Raw genomic sequence first — 20,621 nt, forward strand, 5'->3', positions numbered from 1 at the left:
TTGTATTTTAAACAATTCTATGCAGTTTTTCTAAAAGATGCTGTATTGACGTGACATCTTTGTATATGCCCAAAAAATAAATTAGTTTCTCTTTTTGCTTGTCATAAATAGGGCTAATTGTTATATCTTCGTAAGCTAATTTACCATCTTTTGTATAGTTTCGAAGATTGACTTCTATAGATTTTTCTTCTCTGATAGCCTCTCTTATTTTATGAAGTGCATCCTGCTTTTTATCTTTACTATGCAAAAGTCGGCAGTTTTTGCCAACTATCTCTTCATTCTTATATCCAAAGAGATTTGTAAATGCACTATTTACATAAATTATCGGGTTGTCATATTCGTGCGGATTTGTAACAACTATCGGGTTTTTTAACTGCTCTATTATGTCAAAGAACTGCTCTTTAAATATAAAGTCTGAGTCAACATTATCACACTTAAGCGTGTAATATCCGCCGTATGTATTTATGATATTTAAATTTGGAACTATTTTTCTTAGTCCGCTGATAAAGTTTCTCACACTCTTTTCATTGTACTCTTTATCCAAAGATTCATGCACTTCGTAAAATATATCTGAGCTATGCACGGCCTTATTTATATTTTCAACCAAAAATTCAAATAATTTTTTTTGTGAAACGGATAGTTTTATCTCTTTATTTTTGACAAATAAAGACTTGCTATCTACATCCCAATAACAATCATCGGCTAATTTCATTAAGTTATTGTTCTCCATTACTGCTCTTATATATAAATTAATTATCCATACACTATTTTATATTATCAAATATTATTAAAATAACTTATAAAATCATCAATATTTAAAGCATTTGAATGATAAAATCCTTGTGAAAAATCACAACCTATATCTTTTAAGTTCAAATACTGCTCTTTTGTTTCCACACCTTCTGCTTGAGACTTTAAATTAAAAAGCTGTGCTACATGTACTATTGATTTTACGATATTTAAATCTTTTTTATCTTCAATCATATTTTTTATAAATACTCTATCTATCTTGAGCTTATCGACTTTAATATTTTTCAAGTAACTTAAACTGGAATATCCGGTTCCAAAATTATCAAAAGCTATACTAAAACCCATTGAGGATAACTTTTCTATATTCTCTTCTATAATGTCGGCATTGTCTAAAATTTCTGCCTCAATAATTTCAAGCTCTATTTGAGATGGGCTTATATCATGATTTCTAAATACGCCTATAAAATCTAAACAAAAAGCAGAATTTAAAAGTTGATCTTTTGATATATTGATAGATATTTTCAAAGTATTGTTTGAAAAAGTTTTATTTAACAGTGTTAAGTCTTTTAAAATTTTTGAAAGAACTAAACAATTGAACTCTTTTCCCATCTCTCCGGATAAAACAAACTCTAAAAAAGTATTAGGTTCTAGTATCTCTTTTGTCGGATGATGCCATCTTACAAGTGCCTCTGCACCTACTATTAAACCTGTATGAAAATCTATTACAGGCTGATAGTGCATAATAAACTCATCTTTACTTAATGCTCTTTTTATGTCATTTTGTATAGATACTTTTGTATCTATTTTAGTTGACATCAATCTGTCGTAGATTTTAAAACTATTTTTTGTACTTTTTTTGACTTCATACATAGCTATATCTGCATGTTTTAGTAAATCATCGCTTGAAGTCCCATGCTCGGGGTATATTGATATTCCTATCGATAAACTCATGTTAAAAACATATTTATCTATCTCAAGAGGTTGCTGAATTTTATTTTGCAATTTAAAAGCCAACTGCTCTACATTCTCTATATTTTTAACATTTTTTGCTATTAAAACAAACTCATCTCCACCGATTCTTGCTATTACATCATCTTCTTTAACGCTGTTTAAAAGCCTTTTAGCTATTGCTATAAGCATCTTGTCGCCTATATTGTGTCCGTAACTGTCATTTACCTCTTTAAACTTATCTACATCTATAAAATAAAGAGCTAAAGTAGAGTTGTTACCCCGCGCTTCTTTAAGTATATTTTCAAGCTGTTTATTGAAGTATGATCTATTTGGAAGATTTGTAAGAGAGTCATAATTTGCATGATAATAGACTTTTTTATCAATATCTTTTAAGTTTGTAATATCCGTAAAAACAGACATGTAAAAATCTTCTTTGGATTTTGAGTTTATGGCTTTAGATATTGAAAGTATTTGCGGATAGATTTCCCCATTTTTTCTCTTGTCCCATATTTCGCCCTTCCAATAGCCGTTTTTTTCTATACTCTCCCACATAGATTGATAAAATGTTATATCATGTATTCCTGATTTTAAGATATTTGGATTTTTTCCGATTGCCTCATTTTCTGCATACCCTGTAATTTTTGAAAAACCTTTGTTAACCGATTGAATTAAACCTTCATGATTAGCTATTACGATACCTTCATTTATATTTTCAAAAAAACTAGATATTAAACCTAGTTTCATCTCCTGTTCTTTTGTTGGCGTAATATCTGAGGAAATATGAATTATATAGTTTGTCTTTGTGTAAAAAAATATATACTCGAACCAACGTTTACCTTTTTGTTTTTGAATATTAAAACTACTTCTATTTAAAAGTATTGATTTTATATCTTCAAATTTGTGTGTACAAAAACTTATATTATCAAAACTAAGGTTTTTTTTATTTGATAAATCAATATTGTAAGATCTGATATAGTTTGTATTTGCATAAAAAAAATATCCGTTATCATCATAAACAGCAATTTTTGAAGGGTGTAAATCTATAATATCAATTAGTATATTAGCTCTATTTAACAAAAAAAATACCTCAAAAATCATTTAAACTATATAACAAATTTGAGCAATAGTATCAAAAAAGTGTCTATGAAATTACTATAAAAATGTGGAAATTTAAAATTGTTAGAAAATTTTATAAGAGAAGATAGAACAATGGCAATATGGTGACATGTAGAAAATTCTACATGTCAAAAACTTATATTACATTACAAAAATATGAGGAACGATGAGTGGATATTTCTTCATTTTTCTATAAATATGTTTTCGCACAACCTGACGTAAGTCGTTCTCGAGTGCCTTTGAATTTTCTATCAATCCCTCTTTCGTGTTAACTAGGAAATGCTCTAACACATCTTCCATCTCTTTTGCAAAATATTTATCCTGCTTATCGGCAACTAAGCCAAATGAAGTTACAAGGGGCTTAGATAGCATTGTTGAGTGTTGTCCGTCTATCTGAGCAACAATCATAACAATACCGTCAGACGCCAACTTCTGGCGGTCAATTACGATATCATCATCTATTTTATGATTATTTTGATTATCAATATATGTTTTACCAGTTCTTACAGATTTAACTTTTCTCATATATTTTGGAGCTATCTCTATTGTATCACCGTCATTCATAATATAAATATTACGTTCCGGAACACCACACATCATAGCAGTCTCTTTATGCTTCATAACATGATTGTACTCACCGTGAATAGGTAAAAAGAATTTCGGGTTAACAAGACGAAGCATAAGTTTTTGCTCCTCTATGGAAGCATGACCTGAAACGTGAATATCTTTCTCATTTGTCACCTTAGCACCGGCTCGTTGCAAGTGGTTTAACATTCCGGATATTGAACCCTCATTTCCGGGAATAGCACGAGATGATAGAACGATTAAGTCTGTCGGCTTTATCTTTACATGTCTGTGTTCACCGATTGACATTCTAAAGAGTGCCGAACTCGGCTCACCTTGTGAACCGGTTGTTACTATAAGAATCTCTTTATCATTCATTTGCGAAACCATCTCAGGCTCTACAAAGATATTTTTTGGCAATTTAATATAGTCGTACTGCATAGCTATTTCAATATTTCTCTCCATTGAGCGACCGATTACACAAACTTTACGACCATGTTTTACACCATACTGAATAGCTTGATATACACGGTGAATATTTGAACTAAAAGTAGATAATATAACTCTACCTTCTGCTTTGCTAAAAACACGGTCAAGAGCAGGTGCAACGCTTAATTCTGATGGTGTAGGATTGGTATTGTAAGAGTTTGTTGAGTCGCTTAGAAGACACAAAACACCTTTGTCCCCATAATACGCCAATCTGTGCAAATCCGCCGTATAGCCGTCAACAGGTGTATGGTCTATCTTGAAGTCGCCTGTATGGATAACTGTTCCTGCATTAGTGGTTATCGCCAATGATGATGAGTCTATTATTGAGTGAGTCATGTGCATCCACTCTATCTCAAAGTCTTCGCCTATTTTATAGATTTTTCTTTTTTCAACAGGATTAAAATATTGTCTGCAATCTTTTATATGATGCTCGTCAAACTTATTGCCTATCATAGCTAAGGGAAGAGGCGTACCGTATATAGGAAACTGCATATCTTTATATAGATATGGCATTGCACCTATATGGTCTTCATGAGCATGTGTAATAATTACGCCTTTAATTTTATCTTTTATCTCACGAATATATGTAAAATCAGGTACTAAAATGTCAACACCATGCATGTCTTCATCCGGAAAACTCATACCGACATCAACTAAAATTGCTTCGTTTTGTGTTTCAAATACGGTTATATTTCCACCGATTTCACTAAGTCCGCCAAGCGGAGTGATACGAATTTTATCTTTTGAATTTAAATCTAATTTATAGTGAGGATTTAGTCTTTGTTTGTGAGCCTCTTGATTTAACTCTACAAAAGTTCTTAATTTTTCATCTATGGGCGTACTTTGACGGCGACGTCCTCTTGATGCATTTTTATTTTTATTGCTAGCTGAATTGTTGCTAGAAGCTTGTTTATTGCCATTTTGGTTATTTGACCTACTATTATTGTTGGGTTTTTTATTATGATTTGGTTTATGATTTTCTTGAGAAATATTTTTATCAATTTCCTGATTCTCTTGTTCCATCCAAACTCCTTGTTATTTTATAGAGTTGGTGATAGTCGCGGGTTGAGACTTGATGAGGACGAACCGTCTGTGCTAAATTTAGCTTATCAAAAGCATCTTGAAGTATAGTTTTTTCATACATTGAAGACAGATTTTTCATTAAAGTTTTTCGAGGCTGCGTAAATGCAACTCTTAGCATATCCTCAAAATCTTTATCACATCTATCACTTCTTTTTTGTATTAAAAAAACTGCAGAGTCTATCTTCGGCTGAGGGTCAAATGCAGTTGGCGGAACTTTCACGACTATATGTGCGTCTCCCACACTCTGAGTTATAATACTCAAAGATCCAAATACCTTATCACCTTCATGTGCGCAAAATTTCTCTGCAACTTCAAGCTGAACCATTACAAGTATATTTTTACATTTTGGATCTGCGAGGGCTTTTAGAATTATATTAGTCGCTATATAGTATGGCAAATTTGCCACCAAATCATACGACTCATCTATAAGCTCACTCTTCCAAGCGGTAAGTACGTCCCCACAATTTATGTGGAGTTGCTTGGTTGCGATCTCTTTATCAAATTTTTTTTGTAACAGTTTACACAAGTCGGTATCGACCTCAAAAGCTTCTACACTTTTGACATCTACTAAAAATTTAGTTAAATCACCTAAGCCAGGTCCAATCTCTACGATTTTATTATCGTTGTTGGGCATCGCTTCGACGATTTTTTGCAAAACGGTTTTGTCTTTTAAGAAATTTTGCCCAAATTTCTTTTTAGCTACAATATTTTCCATGTAGGGCATTTTATAATAATTTTACTTACATTTAGTTAATGTTTATAAGAAAAGTAACTTTCTTGTCACAAATGTATAAATTTACTACAAAATGTTTCACATGAAACATTTTTAATCTTTTTCTATAAAACTAACTATAAGCCTTAAAGTGTATAATTTCATTATACTTAAAGAAGGTGTTATATTGAACTATTTTGCAAAAAGAATTATTCCATGTCTTGATGTTAAGGATGGACGCGTTGTAAAAGGTGTTAACTTTCTTGGACTAAAAGATGCAGGCGACCCTGTAGAAGTTGCAAAGAGGTACAACGAAGAGGGTGCTGATGAAATCACATTCCTTGACATTACTGCTTCAAGCGATAACAGGGACACAATAGTAGATATAGTTGCACAAGTGGCACGTGAAGTCTTTATACCGCTTACAGTCGGTGGCGGCATACGAAAACTTGAAGATATTTACAAACTTCTAAACGTCGGTTGCGACAAAGTAAGTGTAAACTCTGCAGCTATTAAAAGACCTGAACTAATTGACGAAAGTGCAAAAAGATTCGGTTCTCAATGTATTGTAACCGCTATTGATGTCAAAAAAAACGGCGATAGATATCATGTTTATCTAAACGGCGGTAGAGTAGATACAGGACTTGATGCGGTAGAATGGGCAAAAGAAGTAGTTAGTCGCGGAAGCGGGGAGATACTTTTAACGTCTATGGATGCCGATGGAACAAAAGCCGGTTTTGAGTTAAATATTACTGAACAAATTTCCCGTGCCGTTAATGTTCCGGTAATTGCAAGCGGAGGTGCGGGAACTATGGAACATATAAAAGAAGCATTTCTTCACGGAGCTGATGCGGCACTTGCAGCGAGCATTTTCCATTATAAAGAGATAGATATTATGGATTTAAAACATTATCTTCATGACAACGGTATAGCGGTTCGTTTATGATTATTTGTGCCGGAAACAACGAAACATTCGATTTTGCAATACCTATGGGAGTAGGGCTTATAGAGACGACTATGAATTTAACACGTGCTTGTCTTTTTGATAAACCTGAATTTTTGTTATTTATAGGAAGTGCAGGAAGCTACGGAGAATTAAAATTTTTTGATATCATTGAGTCAAAAACAGCTTCAAATATTGAACTTGCTTTTTTAAACAATGATGCATACACTCCACTTGATAATGTAATTTCCACTAACATGGATAAAACAAAAAAAGATGTTATTGTAAACTCGTCTAACTACATATCAACAAACGAAGAACTAACAAAAAAGTTTTTAAACTTTGGAGTTGGAATAGAAAATATGGAATTTTTTGCAGTTTTAAAAGTTGCTCAGGAATTTAATATTCCTGCCGGCGGAGTTTTTTGCATAACGAATTATACTAACAAAAATGCTCATGAAGATTTTTTAGAAAATCACGAAAAAGCAAAAAAGATTTTAGCGCTACATGTAAAAAAAAGAATCAAGGAACTTACCTTAAAATGAAATCTTCACTACTTGATTTTACACAAAAAGAGCTATTAACTCAGATAAAACCATCATTTAGAGCTAAACAAATTTTTGGCTGGCTTTATCACAATTACGCCGAAAATTTTGATGATATGAAAAACATACCAAAATTGCTAAAAGATGAACTCGGTGAAAAGTTTGTAGTGAACCCTCTCAAAATAATAAAAAAAGAAGAATCAAACGACGGTACTATAAAGTATCTTTTTGAACTTCAAGACGGCAAAACAGTAGAGAGTGTTTGGCTAAAAATGAAAGATACTCAACTTGATGATAACGGTGATGTCATACAAGAAGCAAAATACACCATTTGTGTCTCAACTCAAGTCGGCTGCAAAATAGGGTGCGCATTTTGTTTAACTGCAAAAGGTGGCTTTACAAGAGATTTGACTGCCGGAGAGATTGTGGGGCAAGTTGTAGCTTTAAAAAGGGACAATGACCATAAACATAACAGAATGATAAATATAGTCTATATGGGGATGGGTGAACCTTTAGATAATCTCAATAATTTAGCAAAAGCCATAGAAATTTTTAAAGAAGAAGAGGGCTTATGCATCTCCGGTAAAAGACAGACTGTTTCTACAAGCGGACTTAGCAATAAAATAGACAGACTGGGAGAGATGGATTTGGGCGTTCATATAGCCATATCTCTTCACGCGGTTGATGATGAACTAAGAACCGAGCTGATACCTATGAACAAAGCTCACAATATATCTTCTATCATCGAAGCGGTTAAACGTTTTCCAATAGATACAAGAAAAAGAGTTATGTTTGAGTATCTGGTTATCAAAAATAAAAATGATGATATAGCTTCTGCAAAAAAGCTTGTTAAACTTCTCTCAGGCATAAAAGCAAAAGTCAATCTTATATATTTCAATCCATATCCTGGAACTGAGTATAAACGACCTGAAAAAGCTGATATGGTTGCTTTTCAAGAGTATTTAGTCAATCATGGCTTGTTATGCACAATACGTGACTCTAAAGGCATAGATATCAGCGCAGCTTGCGGTCAATTAAAAGAAAAAACTCAAAGTGAATTAGAATGAATTATGTAGAAGTATTTCAAATTGTATTTTTAGTAATTGTTTTTGTTGTTGGTGTAATAGGATTTATAAAAGCTGCTACAAAACCATAATGATAAAATAAGTATCAAAACTTTACGCAAATTAAAAATAACATTACATGTAAAACGACCAACACACCAGGGAGGTCGTTTATGAATATAATAATACCCTACTTTTCTTATATAAAAATAATTCACAAATAATTTGATGCTTCTCTTAAAAAAAGTTTTAGTATCAAAAAAATTATTAAATTTCTTTGATATGTGTATTATTCACACATTGTTGTAATATGTGAATAGTATAAGAAATATACTCATACAAATTTCTAAAAAAGTTACATTATTAAGAATAGATTTATATAAAATTAACCTGAATAATTTATGCTTTTATCTAGCTTAAAAGCCTTGTTTTAGGGCTTTAATGAAGATTTATCGCTTCAATTTATTTAATATATAAATTTTCAAAATAAATTTAATTTTTCTTATTCACATATAGATAATTTAATCACTTATAATTATCAATTTAATCTAATAATAAATATAAAATAAAATGTTTCACATGAAACATTTTGCTTTATTTCATATTCTCAAAACAGACTTTTTCAAAATCTACACAGCTTTTTACGTTATATTCTTTACCATATAGTTCAAACTTTAACTCGTTTGCATGTAAAAGCAATCTTCTTGCACCACTAATTTTTACTCTCGTGTCTCTATCTAACTCTCTATCCAAATATTTAACAACATTCTCTTCGCTTTGACCATAAACAGGATCGCCTACAATCGGATGATTTACATGTAGAAGGTGTACTCTTATTTGATGTTGTCTTCCGGTATGTGGAGAACACTCTACAAATGTTGTATTTGACTCAGAAAAATATTTTAGCGGCTTTACATAAGTCAAAGACTCTTTGCCTGTAATATCCACCTTTACTACCATTCTAACTAATGCACTATTCGCATCATCATATCTAAGCAACGGAGCATCAATCTTTATCTCTTCTTTTAACTCTCCATGAACCATTGCAAGATATTTCTTTTTCATGTCTCTCTCTTGAAACATCATTTTTATATCTATTTCACTCTTTTTATCTTTTGCACACAGAACAAGTCCGCTTGTTTCCTGATCTATTCTGTGAGCAATATTTGCTTCCATACCAAATTGTGCTTTTAGCTCATCTATAAGAGAATACTCCGTATGTCTGTTTTGAGGATGGATTAACATACCGCTTGGTTTATCAAAAACAACAAATTTCTCATGTACCTCATGCGGAGTTAAACCTTTTGAAATAGGTTCAAAATAGATAAACTCAAACTCACCTTCTAAATAATCGGACGGTTTCGTAATCGGTGTACCGTTTACAAGAACTCTTCCTACTGATATATATCTTTGAATGTCTCTTTGAGAAAGTCCCAATTCTCGTTTGAAAAATAGAAAAGCTTTTTCTTTTTCTGAAGCAAACATTTTTTTAATTACAAATGGCAATATTTAATCCTTCTATTAGTGTATTTTTTGTAAAATCATTAACTTAACTTTACACAAATTTTACAATAATCAGGTTGAATAAATGATAGAGAGATACTCAAGAGAAGAGATGAGTTCCAAATGGACTATGCAAGCAAAATATCAAGCTTGGATGGATGTAGAAAAAGCGGTTGTTAAAGCTTGGAACAGGTTAGGACTTATTCCTGATGAAGATGCAAAGAAAATAGTTGATAACGCAGGTTTTAGTATTGAGCGAATAGATGAGATTGAAGCTATTACTCGTCATGACCTTATAGCATTTACAACTAGCGTATCAGAAACATTAGGTGAAGAGAGCAGATGGTTTCACTACGGCATGACAAGTTCAGATACGGTTGATACGGCAGTAGCACTTCAGATGAAAAGCTCTTTAGAGTTAATAATCAAAGATGTTAAAATGATTATGGAGTCCATCAAAAAAAGAGCGATGGAACACAAGATGACTCTTATGGTCGGACGCTCTCACGGAATACACGGAGAGCCTATAACATTTGGTTTGGTATTGGCTGTTTGGTATGATGAGATGGCTAGACATTTAGAGAATCTTGAACAAACTCTTGATGTTATAAGTGTAGGGCAGGTTAGCGGTGCAATGGGTAACTTTGCACATGCTCCGTTAGAGCTTGAAGAATATACATGTGAAGAGTTAGGACTTAAACCTGCACCTGCATCAAATCAAGTTATTCAACGCGACCGTTATGCAAGACTTGCAACTGCATTAGCTCTTATGGCGAGTAGTATCGAAAAATTTGCTGTTCAAGTTCGTCACTGGCAAAGAACTGAAGTTTATGAGTGTGAAGAGTATTTTGCAAAGGGTCAAAAAGGCTCATCTGCTATGCCTCATAAACGTAATCCTATACTAACTGAAAATATAACAGGTCTTGCGCGTATGATTAGAGCTTACGCAATACCTGCTATGGAAAACGTTGCACTTTGGCATGAGAGAGATATCAGCCACTCTTCAACTGAGAGATTTTGGTTACCCGATAGTTTTATAACTACAGACTTTATGTTACACCGTATGAACAATGTTATAGCAAACTTGACTGTTTATCCTGAGAACATGATGAAAAATTTAAACCTAACAGGCGGTTTGGTTTTCTCACAAAGAGTTCTTTTAGAACTTCCGCTAAAAGGTGTTAGCCGTGAAGATGCTTATAGAATAGTTCAAAGAAACGCTATGAAAGTTTGGGAAGAGATACAGCAAGGCAAACCTACTACTAACGAAAAAGGCGAGAGTCTTTACTTAAATCATCTTTTAGCGGATGAAGAGCTAAGAGCAAGTTTGAGCGAAGAGGCAATTCGTGAATGTTTCAACTATGACTACTACACAAAAAATGTAGATAAAATTTTTGATAGAGTTTTTAGAAAATAAATGACATAATTGCGCTAATATTTCTTTGGCATAAAATTAAAAAAAATTACAAATGATGGTACTTTTGTATAACTTAGGAAGTTAAATGATAACAATTATAAAAAGAAACGGCAGAACTGAAAAACTAGATATTACTAAAATCCAAAAATATACTGCTGCCGCAGTTAAAGATTTGGATAATGTGTCTCAGAGTGAACTTGAAGTTGATGCGCAGATTCATTTTCGTGATGGAATAACATCTAAAGAGATACAACAAACACTTATAAAAACTGCCGTTGATAAGATAGACATTGACGCTCCCAACTGGACATTTGTTGCATCAAGACTTTTTTTATTTAACCTCTACCATGAAGTTAACGGTTTTACCGGATACTCTTCACTAAAAAATTATTTTGAAAAAGGTGAAAAAGAGGGCAGACTTCTTTTAGGTTTAAAAGAGATGTATAACCTTGAAGAGCTAGAAAAACATATCAAACCTGAACGCGATATGCAGTTTAACTATCTCGGCGTTAAAACACTATATGACAGATACCTTATAAAAGATAGAAACGGGAATCCCATAGAACTACCGCAACATATGTTTATGGCGATAGCAATGTTCTTGGCACAGAGAGAAGAGAAAAAAGAGGAGTGGGCAGTAAAGTTTTATGACATGATTTCTACTTTTGAAGTAATGTTAGCAACTCCTACCCTCTCAAACGCAAGAACAACAAGACATCAGTTAAGTTCATGTTACATTGGCTCAACTCCTGATAATATAGAAGGAATTTTTGACTCTTACGCTGAAATGGCAATGCTGTCAAAATTTGGCGGAGGAATCGGCTGGGATTGGACAAATGTCCGTTCGATGGGTTCATACATAGACGGGCATAAAAACGCTGCCGGCGGAACTGTCCCGTTTTTAAAAATTACGAACGACATAGCAGTAGCAGTTGATCAGTTAGGAACAAGAAAGGGTGCTATCGCTGTTTATATGGAGCCTTGGCATATTGATATAAACGACTTTTTGGATTTGAAGAAAAACTCAGGTGAAGAGCGTCGTCGTGCGCATGACCTTTTTCCTGCACTTTGGCTAAACGATTTGTTTATGCAAAGAGTTGAGCAAGACGGTATCTGGACTCTTTTTGACCCTTATGATTGTAGAGAGCTAACTACACTTTATGGCGAAGAGTTTAACAAAAGATATAAAGAGCTTGAAGAGAATGAGAGCATAATCAAAGAAAAAATCAAAGCAAAAAATCTTTGGAAAAAAATATTAACGTCGTACTTTGAAACCGGCAGTCCATTTTTATGCTTTAAGGATAATGCAAACAGAGCTAACCCTAACAACCATACGGGAATCATCAGAAGCTCAAACCTTTGTACCGAAATTTTTCAAAACACTAACCCTAACAGCTATAAAATAAAATTTATATTTGAAGACGGCAATAGTGTAAGTTATGAAGAAGATGAGATAATAAAAGTAGATGGCGGCTTAGAAAAACCTGCTAAAAAAGTTACGGCTCTTGATTCTCTTGGCGGTAAACCTATTTATGTTGTAGAAAAAGAGAAGATAAACGGCGATACTGCCGTTTGTAATCTAGCTTCGGTAAATCTATCTCGTATAAATACAAAAGAGGATATTGATAGAATCGTACCTATTGCTATTCGTGCTTTAGATAATGTTATAGACCTTAATTTTTACCCGATTGAAAAAGTAAAACGAACTAACATGAAGACCCGTGCAATAGGTTTGGGGGTTATGGGTGAAGCGCAAATGTTGGCAGAGCAATCTATAACATGGGGAACCGGGGAACACTTTGATAAAATAGATGAAATTATGGAAGCAGTTAGTTTTAATGCCATATCCGCATCTTCTGATATAGCACTTGAGAAAGGCTCTTATCCGGAGTATGACGGTTCTAAATGGAGCAAAGGTGTTATGCCAATGGATTATGCTACTGCAGATGTTAAAAAGCTAGTTGACCGTGGCGGACTTTTTGCATCCGCTTATGAGTGGGAAGAGCTACGTGCAAAAGTTAAAAAGCAAGGTATGAGAAACGGTTATCTAATGGCTATTGCTCCGACAAGCTCAATATCAATTTTAACAGGAACTACTCAAGCGATAGAGCCTGTATTTAAGAGAAAATGGTATGAAGAAAATCTCTCCGGTCTGATTCCTGTTGTTGTTCCTAAGCTCTCACCTGAAACATGGGCTTACTATACACCTGCTTATGATTTAAACCAAACGGTATTAATAAAAGCGGCGGCAATTCGTCAAAAATGGCTAGATCAAGGTCAGAGCTTAAATATATTTATAACACTTGATAAGGCAAGCGGAAAATACCTAAATGAAATCTACATGTTAGCTTGGAAATTAGGTCTAAAATCTACATATTACCTTCGCTCACAGTCTCCGGAGATGGCAACTGATGTTGAAGATAGAAGTATGGAGTGTGTAGGTTGTCAATAAAATGAAGCCATTGCTTAAAAAAGATATAGAGAGCTTTTTAAAGAGGTTTGAGAGCTTTGTGGATTCAGAGCTGCGCTCTATTAATATAATCTCTCCTAGTATCGTTAAAATTACTCTGGCAACGCAAGATAGTGCTAGAGGATTTGACTGGATAACTTTGGAGTTAGAATTTAACGGTATAAGCGATGCTAAGTTAGTTGAAAATTCCAAACTTGTACATGTAGATATGAGTGACGGTGTATCTCTCATATTTGCAGATAACCAATTTACATTTGCAATAAGCTGTTATAACTCTGCTTCAAACATTACAAACTCTATATGTTATATTAAAGCGACATCAATAAAATATATTGAAGGCTTATTTTAAAACAAACTTTTATTAACTTACCATTAGCTCTTCATTAACATTTCATAAACCATTTAGTTATAAACTTTGTTACAAAAATAATTAGGAGTTAATATGAAAAAGTTACTTTTAGTCTGTTTACTAACGCTAACATCCGTTTACGCAAAAGAGAGTGTAGAGTTTAAATATGCACCGCAAACAATTGAACGAAATCATCCTAGTAGCCAAAATTATATACTTTCTTACAGCAACATACTAGAAAATGTAAGAACGAGTATAGTCAATATATCGATAAAAAAAGAGATGAGTCAAAGCGAACTTAGCGCAAATCCATTTTTTAATGACCCATTTTTTAGGGAGTTCTTTAAAGGGTATGGACAAATTCCTCAAGAGAGAATTCAAAAATCATTAGGTTCTGGAGTTATTGTCTCGCAAAACGGTTATATTATTACAAATAACCACGTTGTTGAAGAAGCTGATGAGATAATAGTCAATTTGGCAGGAGATAAAAAAGAGTATGAAGCAAAACTAATCGGCAGAGATGAAAAAAGTGATTTAGCTGTAATTAAAATAGAGGCAAAAAATTTAAATGCAATAACATTTTTCGATTCAGATAAAGTAAAAGTAGGCGATATTGTTTTTGCTCTTGGAAATCCGTTTGGAGTAGGTGAGACTATAACACAAGGCATAGTGTCCGCTACAAGAAGAAGCGGTGTCGGAATAGTGGAGTATGAAGATTTTATACAAACGGATGCTTCAATAAATCCAGGAAACTCAGGCGGTGCACTTATAAATTCTGCAGGTCAATTAATAGGAATTAATTCGGCTATTATCTCAAAATCAGGCGGGAACGTAGGAATAGGTTTTGCAATTCCCTCAAACATGGCAACAACTGTTGCAACAAGTCTTATAGACAACGGCAAATATACTCGTGCGTATTTGGGAGTTACGATTTCCGATATCGGCGATGATATGAGCAATTTTTATAATGACAACTACGGAGCTTTGATAACAGGAGTAGAAGAGAACTCGCCTGCTGCAAAAGCAGGTCTAAAAAGAGGTGATTTGATTATCTCCGTAAACGACAAAAAAATACAAAGTGCAAGCGAACTTAAAAATACAATAGGTTCACAATCTCCTTCTAAATCGGTAAGTATAAAATTTTTAAGAGAGAAGAAAATAAATACTATCAATGTAGCGCTTACAACTTTGGATAATCAAACAATAAATGGGGAATTATCTTATAGAGGCATAAAATTAGTTCAGATAAATTCTACTCATAAACAACAACTTAATATTGCGCTTAACGGTGTAATAGTAGTTGACGTAAATGAAAAAAGTGAAGCATATAATGCAGGGATAAGAAAAAATGACATAATTGTTCAAATAGAAGATTATGAAATTACAAATCTGGATGATTTCAAAAAAGCTACCGAAACTCAAGGTAAAAAGAGAGTTTTTGTTTACAGAAGAGGCGGCATATTTGCCGTAGTACTCTAGTACATTAAAGGAGCTAATTATGAGAATAGTCTGTCCACATTGTAAAAGCGTAAACAATGTTCCAAAAAAAGAGTCTTACAATAAAGCCAATTGCGGAAAGTGCAAAGGCTCACTTCTTGATACAAAACCGTTAGAACTAACTAACGGAAACTTTGATGAAGTAGTTGTTAATAGCGATATTCCTGTAATAATAGATTTTTGGGCGCCTTGGTGCGGTCCATGCAAGATGATGGCTCCAAATTTTCAAAAGAGTGCCGCAAACTTTCCGCTTAAAGCACTATTTGCAAAAGTAAATACTGAAAATGAACAAAATTTAGGGGCAAGGTTTGGGATTAGAAGTATTCCTACAATTATAATATTTAAAGATTCAAAAGAGGTTCATAGAGTTTCAGGCGCTTTAGATGAAACAACTCTAAATAGATTAGTTACACAATTTATGTAGTATAATTATTTACTATTAAAAAAGAGGTACATTATGAGCAAAGATACAGTAACACTAACAAACAATCGTGACGGCAAAAGTTATGAATTTCCGATACTTGATGCAACTGTCGGTCCATCTGTTATAGATATATCAACTCTATACAAAGAGACTAAAATGTTTACTTATGATGAAGGTTATACATCAACCGCATCATGTAAATCGGACATAACATATATAGACGGTGAAGCGGGAAAACTTATGTATAGAGGTTATGATATAGCATATCTCGCGCAAGAAAAAAGTTTTTTAGATACTGCATATCTTCTTATTAACGGTGAATTACCTACAAAAGAAGAGTTTGATAATTTTGCTTTTGAGATGAAGAAACGTTCTTTTGTACATGAAGGCGTAAAAAAACTATTTGATTCATTTCCTGATTCTGCTCACCCGATGGCAATTCTCTCGGCAGGAGTTTCTGCACTCTCAACTTTTTACTTTAATCATTTAGAGATAAAAAATAAAGAAGAGTACAATGAGATGGCAAATAGAATTGTTGCCAAAATTCCTACGCTTGCCGCTTTTTCTTACAGATATTCAAACGGTTTACCTATCATATATCCAGATATAAATAGAGGATTTACGGAGAATTTTCTCTACATGTTAAGATCTTATCCTCATGACTATATAGAATTAAAACCCATTGAGATAAAAGCACTTGATACTATTTTCACACTTCACGCCGATCATGAGCAAAATGCATCTACGACTGCCGTTAGAAATTTAGCTTCGACTAACGCTCATCCTTATGCTGCAATTAGTGCCGGAATAGGTGCACTGTGGGGGAAAAGTCATGGCGGAGCGAATGAAAGTGTTATACGTCAGCTTGAGATGATAGGAACCGTAGATAGAGTAGATGAATTTATAGCGCGAGCAAAAGACAAAGATGATTCATTTAAACTTATGGGATTTGGTCATAGAGTATATAAAAACTTTGATCCGCGTGCAACAATTCTTAAAAATATCAGAAATGAACTTATGGATGAGCTTGGTATCAGCAGTAAACTTATAGACGTTGCAAATAAAATAGAACAAATTGCACTAAATGACGAATACTTTATCAGTCGCAGTTTATATCCGAATATCGACTTTTATTCAGGATTGATTTTACAAGCTCTTAAAATTCCAAAAGAGATGTTTGCAGTTATATTTGTTATAGGCAGAACACCGGGATGGATAGCACAATGGAGTGAGTTAAATCAACAAAAAAACGTAAAAATAGCGCGTCCACGCCAACTATACAGAGGTCCTACGGAAAGAACTCCGGAGTATTAATACTTCGGAGTTAAATTATTTTATATATGAGCAGCAGTAATCTGTTACTGTTTTGATTTTAAGGTCAAAAGATGAGTTTGCAGGTACGTTAAAAGTTTCAGGTGTATGCAAAGTTTTCCACTCTTCACCCGGAAGTTTTATATCTAACTCTCCGCTCATTATTTCCATTATTTCAGCTTCATTTGTTCCAAAAGTATATTCTCCCGGCATCATTATTCCGAGTGTTTTAACTGAGCCATCTGCAAACTCAACCGTTCTGCTTGTAACTTTTCCATCATAATAAATATTTGCTTTTTTTACTACGGTAACATTTTCAAATTTTGACATCTTTTTTCCTTTTTTTTGAAATTATACCCTATTCCCAGTCTAACAATCTTTGCTGACCTTCTAAGCCTCTGATGTGAGTAACATCTTGAGAAACTTCTATAACACCTTTATAATTACCTTCATCGTCTCTAATAGCAAAATAACGGATGTGAATAAATTTACCTTTAAAAGTTATCCAAAATTCCGCTTCGTCTCTGCGACCTGCTTTAAATTCACGCAGAATCATTAAAACTTGATCTACACTCTTTGGAGGATGACAAAATTTTACTTCACGACCTATAATTCCCGCACTTCTTGGAAATACTCTCTCATCACCGCGATTATAAAAGATAACGATGTCATTCTCATCGACATAAGTTATATCAACCGGCATAAATTTCAGTAGCCAGTTAATCTGCTCTGGTAGCATATAACCCTCATCCAACTTGATTCTGTTCTCAAGTGAAAAAGGAAGTTTTCGCTTCTGTTTATCTTGAGAGGGATGAATATACTCTCCTTCTACATGTGGAGGATAAGCAGCAGGAGCATCATCAAACATCCAGCCTATTTCCTCATCTCCCGCTCTCATCTCCTTCCAATCATCTTCATCCAACATATTCATAGCATTTGGCAGTAGTCTGCCCTCTTCAACTTGCATAATATGCTCTAAATTTCTAAAAACTACTTGTAATTGTTGCATCAATGCACTCATATTTTTTTCTTGCACTAACGCTCTTGCAGTTTTAATCTCTGCTCTTATATCATCATGAAAAGCCCACATATTTTGTGAAGGCGATGTCCAACCGTATTTTTCCAAATATGGAAAAAGTTGATTCTCTTTTCTTGCAAAATGTTTTTCAACTAAACAAAGCTTATTAAATTTATTTTCAAACTCATCAAAATTTTCTACTATATTAATACTGTTTATACTTGCAATCAGACCTCTTATAAGCATATTTTCTTCAAGATATACTTTTACAGGATGTCCATCTTGTAAACTTAAATATGGATTCATTATTTTCCTTAATAATTTAATAACAAAATTATACTGTTTTAAAAAAATTACTTTTTGATTTGTAACAAGAGAGAAGTTATTGTAGTTTTAATCTGACTCTTTGTGAATGTGTTATTGCAACTGCTATTGCGTCTGTTATATCAAGCGGTTTTATCTCTTTTTTTATATTTAAAAGTCGCTTTGCCATAAAAGCAACCTGCTCTTTTGTAGCTTTGCCGTTTCCTGTTAGTGCTTGTTTTACTTGAAGTGCCGTATATTCATTAAACTGCCCAAATTGCTGAATAAGAAGGAGCATTATGGCTCCGCGAAATTGAGCGAGTTTTATAGTTGTTTTTGGATTGTGTGCATAAAAAATATCCTCTATTGCCACTTCATCGATTTTATGATTTTTAAATATACTCTCAAAAGCTTCAACCATCTGCGGAATCTGAAACTGCAATTCCTCTGCTTTTATCTTTATAAGTCCAGCTTCGATAAGCGATATTTTGCCTTTATCAAATGATATAAGAGCATAGCCCATTTTTCTAGTTCCAGGGTCTATTCCTAATATTGTCATATTTCTACTTTCACATGTTATAAATCAACTATTCACATAATTTTAACTTTATTTATGGGAATTATAGCTACTATTCACATAATATAAATAAAAGGTGCTATGTGAATATTGGTCAAAAAATTTTGCTTTTGCTAAAAGAAGAGATATCGGAAATAGAGTATAACAGATATATAAAACATTTAATTTACGATATCAAAAAATCGACTGACGATACGGCTATATTTTATGCTCCAAACTCTCTAGTTTTAAACTGGATAAAAAATAAATACGGCGCAAAAATCAGACATCTTTTTGAAATACAAAATTCTATAAAAGTAAATGTTAAAATTTTATTGAAAAATCAAATAGAGTCTAAAAAAACAGAGATAAAAAAAGAGCAAAAACAACAACACTCACTGCTAAATCCATCACATACGTTTGAAAATTTTATGGTAGGCGGTTCAAATCAGTTTGCTTATGCTGCAGTTAAGAGTGTAAGTGAAAAACCGGGGATTTTATACAATCCGCTATTTATCCACGGCGGAGTAGGTTTAGGTAAAACACACCTTATGCAAGCAGCAGGCAATGTTTTTCAAAATCAGGGTAAAATTGTTATTTATACTACGGTTGAGCAATTTTTAAATGATTTTATCCGTCATGTTAGAAACAAAACTATGGAAAGATTTCAAGAAAAATATAGAAAGTGTGATGTTCTTTTAATTGACGATATTCAATTTTTAAGCAATAAAGAGGGTATTCAAGAGGAATTTTTTCATACCTTTGAAGCACTTAAAGGAGTTGGGAAACAGATTATTTTAACTGCAGACAAACATCCAAAAAAAATAGCAGGATTAGAAAAAAGACTTCAAAGCCGTTTCGAACATGGTCTTGTTGCAGATATTCAGCCACCTGAGCTTGAAACTAAAATAGCTATTATTGAAAATAAATGTAAAATAAACAAAGTAATTCTAACAAAAGATATCATCAACTATATAGCAACCGTAATTGAGAGTAATGTACGTGAAATAGAAGGCATATTATCTAAACTACATGCATACTCACAACTTATGCATGTAGATATTGATTTGCAATTTACAAAAAATGTTTTAAAAGACCAACTGCAAGAAAATCGTGCCAATTTGACTTTAGACATTATTACTCAAAGTGTTGCAAAAGATTTAAATATAAAACCAAGCGAAATACGTTCAAAAGGTAGAAGTAAAAATCTAGTTTATGCAAGAAGAATCTCTATTTATCTCTGTCGCGAACTAACTCAAAATACAATGCCTCAACTTGCCCAGTATTTCGGAATGCAAGACCATACTGCAATAAGTCATACTCTTAAAAAAATAAATGAATTACTGGAAAATGATGAAGACTTTAAAGTCAAAATTGAAGAATTATCAAATAAAATTACATCATCTTCTTAAAAAATAAAAAAAAAGATATAATTACTAAAGTGAACAAATGTGAAAAGAGCCTTGTAGTTTCATCACATCTATATCGCTCTTGAAATAGGAGTTTTGCGGTGATATTCACATAATCACTACCTCCTACTACTAATACTATAATTT

At 33.2% G+C, this 20,621-nt stretch carries 18 protein-coding genes; 10 read left to right on the forward strand and 8 right to left on the reverse strand.

The window, feature by feature from the left end:
- Positions 1-7: 7 nt before the first annotated feature.
- From A2530_RS07810 to rsmA, 4 genes are all read right to left on the reverse strand, one after another.
- Entirely contained in the window at positions 8-712 is a 705-nt protein-coding gene (locus A2530_RS07810) for a PAS domain-containing protein (protein WP_294883414.1), read from the reverse strand.
- Positions 713-777: 65 nt separating this feature from the next.
- The gene (locus A2530_RS07815; protein ID WP_294883413.1) at positions 778-2,778 is read right to left on the reverse strand and encodes an EAL domain-containing protein; all 2,001 of its coding nucleotides are present in this window, start codon (positions 2,776-2,778) and stop codon (positions 778-780) included.
- Positions 2,779-2,958: 180 nt separating this feature from the next.
- Positions 2,959-4,893, reverse strand: coding sequence for a ribonuclease J (locus A2530_RS07820; RefSeq protein ID WP_294883411.1), 1,935 nt, complete (start codon positions 4,891-4,893; stop codon positions 2,959-2,961).
- Positions 4,868-5,668 carry a 16S rRNA (adenine(1518)-N(6)/adenine(1519)-N(6))-dimethyltransferase RsmA gene (gene rsmA / locus A2530_RS07825; protein WP_294883410.1) on the reverse strand — a complete coding sequence of 267 codons (801 nt, stop codon included), beginning with the start codon at positions 5,666-5,668 and terminating at the stop codon, positions 4,868-4,870. Before rsmA ends, A2530_RS07820 begins: the two co-directional genes overlap by 26 nt.
- A 184-nt stretch (positions 5,669-5,852) precedes the next feature.
- On the opposite strand from rsmA, the gene hisF reads away from it, so the two are divergent.
- The 3 genes from hisF to rlmN are packed head-to-tail and all read left to right on the forward strand — an operon-like array spanning position 5,853 to position 8,220.
- Positions 5,853-6,611, forward strand: a complete 759-nt coding sequence (gene hisF, locus A2530_RS07830) for an imidazole glycerol phosphate synthase subunit HisF (protein ID WP_294883409.1) — start codon at positions 5,853-5,855, stop codon at positions 6,609-6,611.
- Positions 6,608-7,153, forward strand: coding sequence for a purine-nucleoside phosphorylase (locus A2530_RS07835; protein WP_294883408.1), 546 nt, complete (start codon positions 6,608-6,610; stop codon positions 7,151-7,153). Before hisF ends, A2530_RS07835 begins: the two co-directional genes overlap by 4 nt.
- Positions 7,150-8,220, forward strand: coding sequence for a 23S rRNA (adenine(2503)-C(2))-methyltransferase RlmN (rlmN, locus tag A2530_RS07840; RefSeq protein WP_294883407.1), 1,071 nt, complete (start codon positions 7,150-7,152; stop codon positions 8,218-8,220). Before A2530_RS07835 ends, rlmN begins: the two co-directional genes overlap by 4 nt.
- 591 nt (positions 8,221-8,811) lie before the next feature.
- On the opposite strand, the gene A2530_RS07845 is transcribed toward rlmN, so the two are convergent.
- Positions 8,812-9,723, reverse strand: coding sequence for an RluA family pseudouridine synthase (locus tag A2530_RS07845; protein ID WP_294883405.1), 912 nt, complete (start codon positions 9,721-9,723; stop codon positions 8,812-8,814).
- A gap of 82 nt (positions 9,724-9,805) precedes the next feature.
- Between A2530_RS07845 and purB the strand changes: the two genes are divergently transcribed.
- The 6 genes from purB (at position 9,806) to A2530_RS07875 (ending at position 17,191) form a co-directional block, all read left to right on the forward strand.
- On the forward strand, positions 9,806-11,137 hold the full coding sequence (purB, locus tag A2530_RS07850; protein WP_294883403.1) for an adenylosuccinate lyase: 1,332 nt from the start codon (positions 9,806-9,808) through the stop codon (positions 11,135-11,137).
- Positions 11,138-11,222: 85 nt separating this feature from the next.
- The gene (locus A2530_RS07855) at positions 11,223-13,589 is read left to right on the forward strand and encodes a ribonucleoside-diphosphate reductase subunit alpha (RefSeq protein ID WP_294883401.1); all 2,367 of its coding nucleotides are present in this window, start codon (positions 11,223-11,225) and stop codon (positions 13,587-13,589) included.
- A 1-nt stretch (position 13,590) separates the two neighbouring features.
- Positions 13,591-13,956, forward strand: coding sequence for a hypothetical protein (locus A2530_RS07860; protein WP_294883400.1), 366 nt, complete (start codon positions 13,591-13,593; stop codon positions 13,954-13,956).
- A 93-nt stretch (positions 13,957-14,049) separates the two neighbouring features.
- Positions 14,050-15,435: a Do family serine endopeptidase gene (locus A2530_RS07865; protein WP_294883399.1), complete on the forward strand. Its 1,386-nt coding sequence runs from the start codon at positions 14,050-14,052 to the stop codon at positions 15,433-15,435.
- 19 nt (positions 15,436-15,454) lie between these two features.
- A complete protein-coding gene (trxC, locus tag A2530_RS07870) occupies positions 15,455-15,877 on the forward strand; it encodes a thioredoxin TrxC (protein ID WP_294883397.1) in 423 nt (140 codons plus the stop codon).
- A gap of 33 nt (positions 15,878-15,910) precedes the next feature.
- Positions 15,911-17,191 (forward strand): citrate synthase, encoded by a 1,281-nt coding sequence (locus A2530_RS07875; protein ID WP_294883396.1) that lies wholly within the window; start codon positions 15,911-15,913, stop codon positions 17,189-17,191.
- A 15-nt stretch (positions 17,192-17,206) separates the two neighbouring features.
- On the opposite strand, the gene A2530_RS07880 is transcribed toward A2530_RS07875, so the two are convergent.
- The 3 genes from A2530_RS07880 to ruvC all read right to left on the reverse strand — a co-directional run bounded on the left by A2530_RS07880 (position 17,207) and on the right by ruvC (position 19,068).
- Entirely contained in the window at positions 17,207-17,518 is a 312-nt protein-coding gene (locus A2530_RS07880) for a pyrimidine/purine nucleoside phosphorylase (RefSeq protein WP_294883394.1), read from the reverse strand.
- A 28-nt stretch (positions 17,519-17,546) separates the two neighbouring features.
- Positions 17,547-18,512, reverse strand: coding sequence for a PAS domain-containing protein (locus A2530_RS07885; protein ID WP_294883393.1), 966 nt, complete (start codon positions 18,510-18,512; stop codon positions 17,547-17,549).
- A gap of 76 nt (positions 18,513-18,588) precedes the next feature.
- Entirely contained in the window at positions 18,589-19,068 is a 480-nt protein-coding gene (gene ruvC / locus A2530_RS07890; protein ID WP_294883391.1) for a crossover junction endodeoxyribonuclease RuvC, read from the reverse strand.
- Positions 19,069-19,169: 101 nt separating this feature from the next.
- Here ruvC and dnaA point away from each other — a divergent pair, with 101 nt between their 5' ends.
- Entirely contained in the window at positions 19,170-20,477 is a 1,308-nt protein-coding gene (gene dnaA / locus A2530_RS07895; protein ID WP_294883390.1) for a chromosomal replication initiator protein DnaA, read from the forward strand.
- Positions 20,478-20,621 lie beyond the last annotated feature (144 nt).

It is taken from the genome of Sulfurimonas sp. RIFOXYD2_FULL_34_21 (genome assembly GCF_001830805.1).
Taxonomy (GTDB): Bacteria; Campylobacterota; Campylobacteria; order Campylobacterales; family Sulfurimonadaceae; genus Sulfurimonas.

Coding starts and splice junctions, on each gene's coding strand:
- A2530_RS07810 (WP_294883414.1), bottom strand. CDS start 712: ATGAAATTAGCCGATGATTGTTATTGGGATGTAGATAGCAAGTCTTTA.
- A2530_RS07820 (WP_294883411.1), bottom strand. CDS start 4,893: ATGGAACAAGAGAATCAGGAAATTGATAAAAATATTTCTCAAGAAAAT.
- rsmA (WP_294883410.1), bottom strand. CDS start 5,668: ATGGAAAATATTGTAGCTAAAAAGAAATTTGGGCAAAATTTCTTAAAA.
- A2530_RS07835 (WP_294883408.1), top strand. CDS start 6,608: ATGATTATTTGTGCCGGAAACAACGAAACATTCGATTTTGCAATACCT.
- rlmN (WP_294883407.1), top strand. CDS start 7,150: ATGAAATCTTCACTACTTGATTTTACACAAAAAGAGCTATTAACTCAG.
- purB (WP_294883403.1), top strand. CDS start 9,806: ATGATAGAGAGATACTCAAGAGAAGAGATGAGTTCCAAATGGACTATG.
- A2530_RS07855 (WP_294883401.1), top strand. CDS start 11,223: ATGATAACAATTATAAAAAGAAACGGCAGAACTGAAAAACTAGATATT.
- A2530_RS07860 (WP_294883400.1), top strand. CDS start 13,591: ATGAAGCCATTGCTTAAAAAAGATATAGAGAGCTTTTTAAAGAGGTTT.
- A2530_RS07865 (WP_294883399.1), top strand. CDS start 14,050: ATGAAAAAGTTACTTTTAGTCTGTTTACTAACGCTAACATCCGTTTAC.
- trxC (WP_294883397.1), top strand. CDS start 15,455: ATGAGAATAGTCTGTCCACATTGTAAAAGCGTAAACAATGTTCCAAAA.
- A2530_RS07875 (WP_294883396.1), top strand. CDS start 15,911: ATGAGCAAAGATACAGTAACACTAACAAACAATCGTGACGGCAAAAGT.
- A2530_RS07880 (WP_294883394.1), bottom strand. CDS start 17,518: ATGTCAAAATTTGAAAATGTTACCGTAGTAAAAAAAGCAAATATTTAT.
- A2530_RS07885 (WP_294883393.1), bottom strand. CDS start 18,512: ATGAATCCATATTTAAGTTTACAAGATGGACATCCTGTAAAAGTATAT.
- ruvC (WP_294883391.1), bottom strand. CDS start 19,068: ATGACAATATTAGGAATAGACCCTGGAACTAGAAAAATGGGCTATGCT.